At 53.7% G+C, this 12908-nt stretch carries 10 protein-coding genes and 2 pseudogenes (1 of these 12 cut by a window edge); 6 read left to right on the forward strand and 6 right to left on the reverse strand.

Going from position 1 to position 12908, the window contains the following annotated elements; genetic code table 11:
• Positions 1-44 precede the first annotated feature (44 nt).
• Positions 45-1013 (reverse strand): polyprenyl synthetase family protein, encoded by a 969-nt coding sequence (locus JZM60_RS16320; protein ID WP_207163448.1) that lies wholly within the window; start codon positions 1011-1013, stop codon positions 45-47.
• Positions 1014-1288: 275 nt separating this feature from the next.
• Here JZM60_RS16320 and JZM60_RS16325 point away from each other — a divergent pair, with 275 nt between their 5' ends.
• Genes JZM60_RS16325 through JZM60_RS16335 form a run of 3 tightly spaced genes read left to right on the forward strand, consistent with a single transcriptional unit; the run spans position 1289 to position 4520 of the window.
• The gene (locus tag JZM60_RS16325) at positions 1289-1963 is read left to right on the forward strand and encodes a TVP38/TMEM64 family protein (protein ID WP_207163449.1); all 675 of its coding nucleotides are present in this window, start codon (positions 1289-1291) and stop codon (positions 1961-1963) included.
• On the forward strand, positions 1963-2919 hold the full coding sequence (gene arsS / locus JZM60_RS16330; RefSeq protein WP_207163450.1) for an arsenosugar biosynthesis radical SAM (seleno)protein ArsS: 957 nt from the start codon (positions 1963-1965) through the stop codon (positions 2917-2919). The genes JZM60_RS16325 and arsS overlap by 1 nt, the downstream gene beginning before the upstream one ends.
• A 14-nt stretch (positions 2920-2933) precedes the next feature.
• Complete coding sequence (locus JZM60_RS16335; RefSeq protein WP_207163451.1) at positions 2934-4520, forward strand: glucose-6-phosphate isomerase; 1587 nt, start codon at positions 2934-2936, stop codon at positions 4518-4520.
• A 10-nt stretch (positions 4521-4530) separates the two neighbouring features.
• On the opposite strand, the gene JZM60_RS16340 is transcribed toward JZM60_RS16335, so the two are convergent.
• The 4 genes from JZM60_RS16340 to JZM60_RS16355 all read right to left on the reverse strand — a co-directional run bounded on the left by JZM60_RS16340 (position 4531) and on the right by JZM60_RS16355 (position 8378).
• Positions 4531-5694: a hypothetical protein gene (locus tag JZM60_RS16340; protein WP_241426302.1), complete on the reverse strand. Its 1164-nt coding sequence runs from the start codon at positions 5692-5694 to the stop codon at positions 4531-4533.
• A gap of 291 nt (positions 5695-5985) precedes the next feature.
• The gene (locus JZM60_RS16345) at positions 5986-6201 is read right to left on the reverse strand and encodes a DUF1450 domain-containing protein (RefSeq protein WP_207163453.1); all 216 of its coding nucleotides are present in this window, start codon (positions 6199-6201) and stop codon (positions 5986-5988) included.
• 66 nt (positions 6202-6267) lie between these two features.
• On the reverse strand, positions 6268-6783 hold the full coding sequence (locus JZM60_RS16350; protein WP_207163454.1) for a ferritin: 516 nt from the start codon (positions 6781-6783) through the stop codon (positions 6268-6270).
• Positions 6784-6869: 86 nt separating this feature from the next.
• A complete protein-coding gene (locus JZM60_RS16355; RefSeq protein WP_207163455.1) occupies positions 6870-8378 on the reverse strand; it encodes a phosphotransferase in 1509 nt (502 codons plus the stop codon).
• Between the two features lie 333 nt (positions 8379-8711).
• On the opposite strand from JZM60_RS16355, the gene gdhA reads away from it, so the two are divergent.
• Entirely contained in the window at positions 8712-10064 is a 1353-nt protein-coding gene (gdhA, locus tag JZM60_RS16360) for an NADP-specific glutamate dehydrogenase (protein ID WP_207163456.1), read from the forward strand.
• Between the two features lie 205 nt (positions 10065-10269).
• Here gdhA and JZM60_RS16365 read toward each other — a convergent pair.
• Positions 10270-11055 (reverse strand): annotated as a pseudogene (locus JZM60_RS16365) (IS3 family transposase); the annotation flags it as partial.
• Between the two features lie 208 nt (positions 11056-11263).
• Between JZM60_RS16365 and istA the strand changes: the two are divergent.
• Together istA and istB are read left to right on the forward strand one after the other, a co-directional pair.
• A pseudogene (istA, locus tag JZM60_RS16370) lies at positions 11264-12781 on the forward strand (IS21 family transposase); the annotation flags it as partial.
• 16 nt (positions 12782-12797) lie between these two features.
• Positions 12798-12908, forward strand: the 5' portion of a protein-coding gene (gene istB, locus JZM60_RS16375; protein WP_207162069.1) for an IS21-like element helper ATPase IstB. It continues 651 nt past the right edge of the window; 111 of the gene's 762 nt are visible here — the first part of the coding sequence; the start codon lies at positions 12798-12800; its stop codon lies off the right edge, out of view.

The raw sequence follows: 12908 nt of genomic DNA on the forward strand, positions 1-12908 counted from the left end.
GTTGCGGGAAAGCCAGAGGATTAAACGTTTTGATAAAGGGATTATTAACGGTTTCGGCTGATAACGTAGTCGGCGATATCAATCAATGCGTTTTTTTCCGTAGAGTCTGGGAACGCATTCAGGTGCTCTTTGCAACGGGAAATGTATTCGCCGGCCACCTCGGTGGTGTACTGAATGCCACCGTAACGGTGAACGAGGGTGAATACCGCCTCGAAATCACCCGGTTCAAGCACTTCCTTCTCCACAACGGCGGTGATTACGTCCCGCTCTTCGCCGGTACAGTTGCTAAGCGTATGGATAAGAGGCAGGGTAATCTTCCCTTCTTCAAGGTCGTGGCCGATCTCCTTGCCGAACTGCTCCTCGCTGGCAGTATAGTCGAGGGTGTCATCCATGAGCTGGAAGGCGATGCCGAGGTCCATTCCGAAATCGCGCAGAGCCAGCTCCTGCTCCGGAGAGGCTTTGCCAAGGATGGCACCCGCTTCGCAGGCAGCGGAGAGGAGGACCGCCGTCTTGCTCTTGACTACCTCGATATACCGCTCCAAAGTCATATCCAGGTCGCTGGTGCAAAGGAGCTGTAGCACCTCTCCCTCGGCAATGATTGTGGTCGCGTCGGACAGAACCTTCAGAACGCGCAGGTCACCTGCCTGTACCATGAGCGAAAAAGATTTTGAAAAGAGGAAATCCCCCACGAGGACCGACGCTTCATTGCCCCACACCTCATTGGCCGAGGCATTGCCGCGGCGCAGCGTAGCGCTGTCGACTACGTCATCATGAAGAAGCGTTGCGGTGTGGATGAATTCGATTACACTTGCGAGGGGCACATGCCGGTCGCCGGTATAACCGCAGAGTTTTGCGGAAAGGAGAAGCAGCATCGGCCTGATACGTTTTCCGCCGCTGGCAAGAACGTATTCGCCTACTTTGCGGATGAGGTAGACATCCGACTCTAGATCCTTTTTGAACTGGGCTTCAACGTTTTTAAGGTCGTCTCCGACCAGGGCAATGGCAGACAGCATCAATACATCCTCGGGCTAAGATTGGGCAATACTATAGGTGTTACGCCTGTTTTGTCAAAGCTTTTCTACCCGCGAAACGCCATCCAACGGGGATTGCCCAGTTATAATGCTAACCGTTTTTCTCTTTGGGGACCAACTGGTCAAGCAACGCCCCGAGTTCCTGCCTCCCATAAGAGAGAGCACACCTCCGGTCTTTCGGGCATGAACGGCCGCCTTTGGCCCGGTGCCGGAAAAAGTCCTCGACACCCGGCTACCCCAACGGTTATAAATTTTCCATGTTCAGGCAAAAACGCGTTGTTCTAATCGTAATTTTGATTGTCGCAGCACTCTTCTACTTTTCGGGATTGAGCAAACATATAACCCTCGACTCCCTTAAAGAGCATCAGCAAACCATCTCTTGCTTTGCCGGAGAAAACCGCCTCGCCGCGGCAGCACTGTTCATGGCGGTCTACGTTGTGCAGTCCGCCCTCTCCCTGCCCGGCGCCGCAATCCTGTCGCTGGCGGCCGGTGCCATTTTCGGCACGGTCATGGGGACAATCTATGCGGTAACCGCCGCCACCATCGGCGCCACCATCGCATTCATCGTCACCCGCTATCTTTTCCACGACGCGATCCAGGCTAGATTCGGCCACAGGCTCGCCGCCATAAACCGGGAGATGGAAACCGCGGGACTCAGCTACCTGCTTTTTTTACGTCTGGTCCCCATTTTCCCTTTTTTCCTGATAAATCTTGCCGCAGGTCTAACCAGGCTGCCCTTGCGCACCTTTATCACCGGCACGCTGATCGGCATCATCCCCGGCGGCTTCGTCTACGTAAACGCCGGTGCAAGCCTTTCCACCATAACAAGCCCGGGCAATGTCATGTCAACACGGGTTCTAGGCTCCTTCGCGTTGCTGGGTCTGTTCGCCGTTTCACCAGTCATATACAAAAAATTTGCGAGGAAATTCTGATGGTTGCTCCATTCAAGGAAAGATTGATTGAACTCTGCCGGGATTACGCAACGTTTGAAGAGCTTCGTACCCTTCAGGTAAATCTGGGGAATCTCTGCAACCTGAACTGTGCCCATTGCCACGTAAACGCATCCCCCGCCGGAAACCATGTCATGGGGCTGGAGATAATCAATAAAATCATTGGCTATTTTTCCTGTCGCCCCGGCGTAACCCTTGACATCACCGGCGGATGCCCGGAAATGAACCCTCACTTTCGCACTCTGGTCGAGGGGACCAAAGGGCTCGCACCACGCCGCATGGTACGCAGCAATCTCGCCATACTTACCGAACCGGGGATGGAGTGGCTGCCGGACTTCTACCGGGACCAGGAGCTGGTGCTCATCGCCTCCCTTCCCTGCTATCTCGAGGAAAACGTTCAGCGCCAGCGGGGTGCCGGGGTCTTCTCCCGGAGCATAGAAGCCCTGCGCACGCTGAATGGGCTCGGTTACGGCGACACCTACGAACTGAACCTGGTCTACAACCCTGGCGGCTCCTTTATCCCCGGCTCACAACAGGAGCTTGAAAAGGCATACAAATCAGAGCTCCGGCAACGTTATGGAATACGGTTCCATAATCTGTACACCATCACCAATGCGCCAATAGGCCGGTTTCGCGAGTATCTCGAGGCAAAGGGTGCCTATGGGGAGTATCTCTCCATGCTTTCCGACCGTTTCAATCCTTGCGCCGTCCCTTCCATCATGTGCAGAACGCTTCTGAGCGTCGACTGGCAGGGCATCCTCTATAATTGCGACTTCAACCAGGCTTCAGGACTCCCGCTCACCGGCAGAAACGGTAAACTGCTTACCATTGACAACCTCAAAGAGGCTGCCGCAACCGGCAGCGCTCTCATGATGGCTCAGCACTGCTATTGCTGCACCGCCGGAGAAGGCTCAAGCTGTACCGGTGCACTGGCATAAAAAGGAGAGATTCCATGAACAGCGTCTCACTCTGGAACCGTTACAAAACCCATCTTTTCCACGACCCGGAAACTGGCCTCATGATCGACATCAGCAGGATGAATTTCGACGACGGATTCCTTGCCGCCATGGAACCGGCAATGCAGAAGGCATTTGCCGAAATGGCAGCCCTTGAGAGTGGCGTTATCGCCAACCCCGACGAGGGAAGGATGGTCGGACATTACTGGCTGAGAACCCCATCCCTCGCCCCGGCCGGTGGCATTGCATCGGAGATTGCCGACACGATGTGGAAAATCAAGGAATTTGCCTCGGCAGTTCACTCCGGGAAAATCACTGCCCCGGATGGCCGGCCGTTTCGCAACATCCTGATTGTGGGGATCGGCGGTTCTGCCCTGGGTCCCCAATTCATAGCCGATGCCCTGGGCAGCGCCTCGGACCCTATTGCCCCCTATTTCCTGGACAATACCGACCCCGACGGAATGGACCGTGTCCTGTCGCAGATTGGCCCGGAGCTGGCCACAACCATGACGGTCGTCATCTCTAAAAGCGGCGGGACAAAAGAAACCCGCAATGGGATGATTGAGGCCAAAGCAGCCTATCACCGGGCAGGACTGTATTTTCCACGTTTCGCCGTAGCTGTAACCGGCGCAGGGAGCGAACTGGACCGCACCGCAACCGAGTCCGGCTGGCTCGCCCGTTTTCCCATGTGGGACTGGGTAGGTGGCCGCACCTCGGTTACATCGGCAGTGGGGCTTCTACCCGCAGCGCTCCAGGGGATTGATATAGAGGGAATGATGGAAGGGGCAAGGATCTGCGATGCCATGACCCGCCATACCGTCACAACCCAAAACCCGGCTGCGCTGCTGGCTCTCATGTGGCATCATGCCACCGGCGGCAGGGGATCGCGTGACATGGTCATCCTCCCCTACAAAGATCGACTTCTACTGTTCTCCCGCTATCTCCAGCAACTTATAATGGAATCCATCGGCAAAGAACTGGACAGGGATGGGAACGTGGTCTGCCAGGGGATTTCCGTCTACGGCAACAAAGGCTCCACCGACCAGCACGCATACGTGCAGCAACTTCGCGAAGGGGTCAACAACTTCTTCGTAACCTTCGTCGAGGTTCTCCTGGACCGGACCGGCATCTCTTTGCCCGTGGAACAGGGAGTGACGAGCGGCGACTACCTCGCAGGGTTTCTCCAGGGGACACGCACCGCCCTCAGCGACAAGGGCAGGGAATCCATCACCATCACCATACCCGAGGTATCGGCACGCACAGTGGGCATGCTTATCGCCCTCTTCGAGCGGGCGGTGGGGCTCTACTCGTCGCTGATCAACATCAACGCTTACCATCAGCCGGGAGTCGAGGCAGGGAAAAAGGCGGCCGGCACCGTTCTTGCGCTTCAGGCCGAAGTCATCGCCCATTTGAGCAATACGGAAACACCTCAAACCGCCGATGAAATCGCTGCGGCTATCGGCCATCCCGAAGCGGCGGAAACGATTTTCAGGACGCTGCTCCACGCCGTGGCCAACACTGACCATGGAGTCGGCATGGAGAGGGCAACGCCGTTAACCGACAGCCGTTTCGTAATTGAATGAAGCAGGATGGTCAGGGCAATGGGGAAATCTTGGGAAGAAATGTCTCCAAGTGCGCCAAATCGATGGAGGTATCAGGCTTGACCGGGAAGCCGGTGGCAGGGTCGCGGTCAGCCATACCTATGGAGAGAATGATAGTGTTCGACTGGCCGGGGTCCAGAAGACGGGGCCCCCATTGCAGGAACAAAACCCTGCTGTCAGGGTGATTGAGCGGCACGCGGCTCCCCGGAGGGGCATAGGTGCCGATCTGATTGGAGAAATAGACGAGGTCGGGGGTTACATTGCCCTTCCATTCGATGAAGTTGGCAATGCCGCTATAGATATGCTTTTCTCCGGCCGCTTCATTGCCGTAATCAAAATAGCCGGCCCAACGATGCTCGCGGGGGTCGAGCGCCTCCTCATAAGCCACCAGCCTGTCCCTTACCCACCCGACGTTTCCTTCAGATGTGCCGTAATTACTCACCCACGGCTCATCCCCATAAACATAGTAATACCCGCCGGGCGCACCTCCGATATTCGAAACCCGGATTGCCAGCGTAAAATAGCGAGTCCCTGCCTTGAAAGAGGCAACCCGGTCAATGCGGAACGGCACTCCGTCAATATTCACCTGGTGGCTGCTCGTGATGACGATTTCTTCCGGAGAATTTTTTGCCACGCTGCTGCCGAGAAAGTGCCAGGATGACGGGGGAATGAGCGCGGAAGGGTTGCTCCAGGGAGCTATGGATTCATTAACGTTGCACCAGAGATGATGCCACTTGGTTCCATCATAGAAAGAAACACCGGTGTCATTAAGTGTTGACGCATCAGCAGTATCCTGATCGTAAGAAAGCTTGCCCCCGACAAAGACTCCGCGGGTATTCCTGGCACCACTGTCAAGAAAGCGGCTGAAGCACGCAAGAAATCTGGTTCCATCTACGAAACGCGATTCCACATAACCACTGCCGTCGAAATTGAACCACTCATGCTTCAGCTGGTTCCCAAACGCTGCATGACTCACACCACCCTGAAGGAAATTGAGAACCGGTTTCACCGGCAAAGCCAGAAGAAGCCGGTCCTCATCGCCAAGAACCGTATCATCCTTTATCTCCAGCCAGCTGTTCTCCCCCTTGAATACATAAATTCCTTCGAAATGCCAATAGGGACGGAACCGCACCACGTTTGCGCAAACTGCGAGCAACGCAACGGCGGCAATGAAGATAAATTTATACCGTAATGAGAATAGAAATTTAATGGATCGTCGAACCATACCCGAAGATGTCCTTACTGAAATACTTGAAGCGCGATGAGTTGCCCGCAACTTCCGGTTATGCTGCCAATACCGGAAGATGGTGGTTCAATACCTGTCGGCAATAATACAATTCATTGTATACATCGCGCCATACAAATGATTTTCATTACTTTGGACACATTCAGGCGGGATTAGAATCTCTCGGGGGAAGGCAATGGGAAAGGATCATCAAACCAACAACTACGCGCTAAGCTCCCTGATTATCTTGTTATATAGGTCTTCAGCATCAACACCACAGATAGTCTTGCCATCGACAACGGCAAAGGGCGTCTTGTGACAAGGACCACACTTTCTTATACAGTCTTTAATCTTTACATCCAGTTTAGGGTAAGTGTTTTTCAGTCTCTTATAGACTTTAGACATCCCCTTGTTATGTTCGCAGAATCGTACGTTCATGGAAGCTCCGGAGTTCTTCCGGGCGGATGCATCCGCACCAAACCCGGAAGGATCAAGTTAGCACCTTTAGGCATTCGTATCGGCAGGTGGTGTAAAAACGCGTGTTCCAAGCTCGTTATCGATCATCAGCAGTCCATAACCGTTATCCCCTATCAGCTTGAGCTTGCCGATAAGTTCCCGGTCATTCTCCTCTTCCTCCACCTGCTCGGTAACAAACCATTGAAGGAAAATCTGTGTCGCATGATCTTTTTCGCCAACAGCCAGTTCAGTCAGCTCATTAATTGAGCGGGTAATGAACATCTCGTGCTGCAACGTTTGCTCGAACATCCCGAGCAGTGATGGGAACTCACTGGGTGGGGCATCAAGGGGACCGAGGGTCACATGCTCACCCTGGCTGTTTATGTAGTTATAGAATTTCATAAAATGGATCATCTCTTCCTGATATTGAACCATGAACCAATTTGCTGCACCCTTAAGACCGATTGAATTTGCGTATGAAGACATGGACAGATAAAGATGGGCAGAGAAAAGCTCCGTATTCAGCTGGTTATTGAGTGCTGTTGCCATTTTCTTGCTCAGCATGGCCAATGCACCTCCTTTTGAAATGATATTTGCAGCAGTATAGCTGAAAAACAGAGAATCGCCATACGCAGCAATAAATTGAATTCTCACAAATGAGTAATGGCCCGTTCAGCCTCCACCAGGACACGCCAAAGGTCCTCGCTCTCCCCCATCCCAACCTTGATCAGATAGGCTGCAATGCTCATATTGGTCCTGGCACGGAACAACTCAACTTGACGCATAAAGTCACCTTCGGGCATTACACTGCTTTTTAAATACGCATCGAGAAACAACTCTTCGGGATAGCTCTGCAGAATCTGCTGACTCCCGAAAAACTGATTGCGGAATTGCGCCAGAAAACATCCGACATCGAAGGCTCGGGGAAGAACGAGGGAGCTCTCAAAATCTATGGCTGCCACGTAACGTGTGGCCCGATTATCCTGGTTGTCCTGCCCGATATAAATATTCTTAGGATGGAAATCTCCATGGCCTTGCACAAAAAACTCACCATACGATTGCTTTATGCTGCGCTCCTCCGCTTTAATCACCTCGATTATCTCGCGGGCTTTACGCGTGTGCCGGTGGCTAACATCATTAAAACGGTCGAGATAGCGTTGCAGCCGTATCGCCTCTTTTTCCAGAAATTCATCATCGGGAGTAATTCGAAGATTACAACCATGGAGCTTGGCAAGCCACTCCGCAGCAAGGGCAATGTACTCGCGTCCATCCTCTAAATCAGCCGCCAGCAGCTTATCGAATAATAACTTTCCACGCAGGCCCTGTTCGATAAGCGTCATTGAAACCGAATCTTCGTCTATGGGCTTTGGCACCCGGTACCCCCCGGAGTCAAACCCCATCCGCGCAATGGCGCTCATAATCCGGAAGGCCCGCTCCGCAGCTCGCCATTTGTGTGCACTGGAGATCTCCTTGATGATGATCCGTTCCCGGACCTCATCAGCCCCTTTCGTCCCAATCGTCACCTCGGTAACTTGCGTATTGGCACCGGCATGGGGAATTTCCTTAAAAAAGGGCCGACAACGCCCCCTGCGGATTTCAGAAGCAAGCTCTTGAATACCCATGACCGGATGATCAAAATGGGTCGGATAGATGCCAGCATAACTCGCCCCATGGGTATCCGTACCCGCCAGAGCCGTGAATTTTTCTCGGTGCCAATCACGCAAACCACGACTATTTTCCCGAACCGAATGCCCCGAGTTGAATATCTCTACACCATCTATAAGAGGGTCCAGGAGAGCCTCCGCCATCGGTCTCTTCCCTTTGCGATAGGGATGGGCCCAAACAAGAGCTGCTTCGGGAAAGCGCAACCGGATGACCTTTAGCGACGTCCCATAGGGCAAGGTCTCTGTTGCACCATAAACAAGCACATCTCCGAGTTCAGGAGTATATACTTCCTGCCCGCTCATGACCAAAAAATGGTCAGGAACCTTCGCTGCGCGGCGAAGAGTTGATAATTCAGTGTCACTCCATAGGTAATGATGGTCGGTCAACACTATTCCATGCAGATTTTTGGCATAGACCTGAGCCAGAAGTTCTGCAGCCGAAACCGCGCTGCACGACGAATGCTCTGCGGTATGACAGTGCATTTCCAGAAGCATAGCTTGCTACTCCGGACATACCTTGATGTACTGATATACAAACAAATAATGTAAAGAATACCAGGCAAAACCCATCTCTCAATCCCGCAAAACTGAGTAACCCAACTACTCTCAGGTGTATATAATCAAAACTAAAAAGGACCTACAACTACACTAAAAGCTCAAAACAAATGCAGTATTTTGCTGCAAATACAGGCACATGTTTATTTTTTCGCCACACGCCCCTTTTTGGTGCAACGACTGCATAATACAAAAGCACGTGTCGCAACCCCAATGCGTCCAAAAGCGAGCACAGACAACGAGTTGCTCACACATTAATCATCAGGAGGAATCATGTCACCGCAAATGCTAGAAGACAAAGTCGAATCCATTTACCAGGAAGTTCTGCAACGCAACCCGGGCGAAGTTGAGTTCCATCAAGCCGTACGGGAGGTTCTTGAATCCCTTGGACCTGTCCTTGTCAAACATCCTGAGTATTTTGAGCGGAAAATCATTGAGCGTATATGCGAACCCGAAAGGCAAATTATCTTCCGGGTACCCTGGCAGGACGATAAGGGGCAGGTCCACATCAACCGCGGATTCCGCGTCGAATTCAACTCGGCTCTCGGCCCCTACAAGGGCGGCCTCCGTTTCCACCCCTCAGTCTATCTCGGCATCATCAAGTTCCTCGGCTTCGAACAGATATTCAAGAACTCCCTCACGGGCATGCCGATCGGCGGCGGTAAAGGCGGCTCCGACTTCGACCCGAAAGGGAAATCCGATGACGAAGTAATGCGCTTCTGCCAAAGCTTCATGACCGAACTCTATCGCCACATCGGCGAGCACACCGACGTACCCGCAGGTGACATCGGGGTTGGCGGCCGCGAAATCGGCTATATGTTCGGCCAGTACAAGCGTATTACCAACCGCTGGGAAGCCGGCGTTCTCACAGGCAAGGGACTCAAGTTCGGCGGCTCCCTTGTTCGCCCCGAGGCCACCGGCTACGGAGCCACCTTCTTCATCAATGAAGCCCTCAAGGTGCGTAACGAATCTTTCGACGGCAAAACCTGCCTCGTCTCCGGTTCAGGAAACGTGGCCATCTACACTATCGAGAAAATTCATCAACTGGGCGGCAAATGCATTGCCTGCTCCGACAGCAACGGCGTAATAATCCACGAGAAAGGGCTTGATGTTGAACTGATCAAGCAACTGAAGGAAGTGGAGCGTCGCAGAATTGCAGACTACGCCACCTACCACAAGGATGCTAAATATATAACGGGCGGCAACATCTGGGATATCCCCTGCCAAGTTGCAATGCCGTCGGCAACCCAGAACGAGATCAACGGCAAGGATGCAAAAACACTGGTTAAAAATGGCTGCATAGCCGTAGGCGAAGGGGCAAACATGCCCACCACTCCTGAAGGTGTCAAAGTGTTCCTGGATGCCAAAATCGCTTACGGTCCTGGCAAGGCTGCAAACGCCGGCGGGGTTGCAACCTCCGCTCTTGAAATGCAGCAAAATGCCCAGCGCGACTCTTGGTCATTCGCAGAAACCGAGAAAAAACTTGAGAAGATCATGGTAGGTATCCACAAACTCTGCCACGAGACCGCTGAAGAGTATGGCGACAAAGGGAACTATGTTCTCGGCGCCAACATCGCCGGCTTCATCAAGGTTGCCGATGCCATGGTCGCACATGGTTTAATCTAAGCCTCACTTAAATTTAAACAAAAAAAGCCCGGATAATTCCGGGCTTTTTTTGTTTGTCATAGGCGTCCTTCCAGAGGTGTCATGGGCATATTACCAGGGATAATAGGGAGCCTTCAGGCGACGGAAGCAATCAAGCAACTTCTGGGCATAGGGGATCTTCTGACCGGGCGGCTTCTGACCTACAACGCCCTTGACCTTCCCCCGCTTACTGAACCAGTTTTAGCTTAGGTTTTTCGGTCTTCTGTTCTTTCAAAAAGGTTCTCGAAAACTCTTCCGGCGTCATGTCGTTCAGTGAGCTATGGGGTCTTGCGGTGTTATAATCCGTTCGCCAATCTTCGATGATTTTCCGGGCGCTGTCCAAGCTGATAAAGATATTGTCGTTCAAGCACTCGTCCCGGAACTTGCCGTTAAAGCTTTCGATATAGGCATTCTGAGTCGGTTTGCCCGGTTGAATGAACCGCAGCTTGACGTTGTTCTCGTAAGCCCACAGGTCAAGCGCTTTGCTGATAAATTCCGGTCCGTTGTCAACGGTGATCACTTCCGGGAGTCCTTTGGTCAGGGCAATCCGCTCCAGAACCCTGGTAACCCGTTTGCCGGTGATTGAGTGATCTACTTCCAAGACCGGGCACTCTTTGCTTAGATCATCCACAACGGTCAGCACCCGGAAGCGTCTGCCGTTGTAAAGGCTGTCCGATACGAAATCCATGGACCAGTGCTGATTGATTCTCTCCGGTCTGTCCATGGCCACCCGCAGGTGGCTGATACGTTTCCGACTCTTCTTCCGGCGCAGGGAAAGCCCTTCTTCACAGTAGAGACGTTCGGTGCGTTTATGATTGATCAGATAGCCTTCCCGTCGCAGCAGCGTATGCAGGCGGGGAGAGCCGAACTTGCGGCGCTGTTCGGCAAGTTCACGCAAGCGTGCCCTGATCTCAGCATCGTTCTTTGGTTTCGCCTGGTACCGGCAACTGCTCCGGCACAGCCCTATGCGTATTCCGGACGAATCCGGCCACCATTCCGGCGGGAAAGCGGCCACCGTTCCGACGGGAAACCGGCCGGCATTCCGATTTGATTGCGGCCACCATTCCGGAGCAATCCGGCCAGTGTAAAATGAGAGTGTAGTCGCGGGGTAACTCCAACAGGTATCCTGCCTTCCTTGATTGAATAACGAGGAGGGCGTGATGCCGAGAGAAAGAGTTACCATGCGAAAGATACGAGAGATACTCCGCCTTGTTTGGTCGTGTAACCAGAGCCGGCGTGATACATCCAGGACCTGCGGTGTCGGCAAGAGCACCGTGGATGACACCATCAACCGGGCAGTCGCCGCCGGTTTTTCCTGGCCTTTGCCTGCCGATCTCGATGATGAAGCCCTTGAACTGCGCCTCTATCCCCCCGTTGTCAACCCAGCCTCCCGCAAGCTGCCCCAACCCGACTGGCGGGCTCTGCACGATGAACTTGTCAAACATAAGAAGCTCACCCTCATGCTGTTGTGGCAGGAGTACAAGGAGGGCGAACCCTCCGGTTACCAGTACAGCCAGTTCTGCGAACTGTACCGGCAATGGAGAAAGAAGCTCGACCGCTCCATGCGCCAGGAGCACCGTGCCGGCGAGAAGTTCTTTGTCGACTACAGTGGCCAGACGGTACCGGTTGTGGACGCCACCACCGGCGAGGTCCGGGACGCCCAGATGTTCGTGGGTGTCATGGGCGGCAGCAACCAGACCTATGCCGATGCCACTTGGACCCAGTCACTTGCAGACTGGACCGGATCCCATGTGCGGGCGTTCGGTTTTATGGACGCCGTCCCGCATTGCATCGTTCCCGACAACTTGCTCTCCGCCGTCACCAAGACCTGCCGCTATGAACCCGATATAAACCCCACCTATGCGGCACTTGCCGATCATTACGGCACCGCCATCGTTCCTGCCCGTGTACGCCATCCCAAGGATAAGGCCAAGGTCGAAGGGGGCGTGCTGATTGCCCAGCGTTTCATCCTGGCAGGCCTGCGCAACCGGACCTTCTTCAGCCTGGCCGAAGCCAATGCCGCCATTCGTGAACGCCTTCTCCTTCTGAACAACCGCCCCTTCAGGAAGCTGCCCGGATGCCGACAGAGCCGGTTCGAGGAGATTGACCTTCCGGCCATGCTGCCTTTACCGGAAACACCCTATGAGTATGCCCAGTGGAAGAAGGCCCGGGTGCACATCGATTACCATGTCGAACTGGAAGGGCACTTCTACAGCGTCCCGCATCGCCTGGTGAAGGAACAGGTGGATGTGCGTTACACCGAGACGATCGTCGAGTGCTTCTACAAGGGAAACCGGGTTGCCTCCCATCCCAAGTCATCTGTCCAGGGCAAACACACCACCACACCGGAGCATATGCCCAAAGCCCACCGTGAGTTCGCCGAGTGGACACCGGAGCGGATCATCTCCTGGGCCGCCCAGACCGGAACAGCGACGGCACAGGTGGTGGAAACCATTCTGTCACGCAAGGCATATCCCGAGCACGGCTTCCGATCCTGCATGGGGATCATCTCGCTTGCGAAGCGCTATACCAAAGAACGTCTGGAGGCGGCCTGTGAACGGGCAGTCACCATTAAAGGCGTCACCTACAGAAGCATCAAGTCGATCCTAGAGAACAACCTGGATCAGAAGGCGCTACCCAAACAGATGGAACTACTTCCGGTTGCCCACGAGAACATCAGGGGCACGGATTACTACAACGACGAAAGGAAACTGTATGCTGACACAACCGACCATCGAGAAGCTGAACTCGATGAAACTGACAGCCATGGCTAGGGCCTTTGCGGACCAGATGCAATGCCCGGACATGGCACAGCTCTCCTTTGAA

The sequence above is a fragment of the Geobacter benzoatilyticus genome, from assembly GCF_017338855.1.
GTDB classification, from domain to species: Bacteria; Desulfobacterota; Desulfuromonadia; order Geobacterales; family Geobacteraceae; genus Geobacter; species Geobacter benzoatilyticus.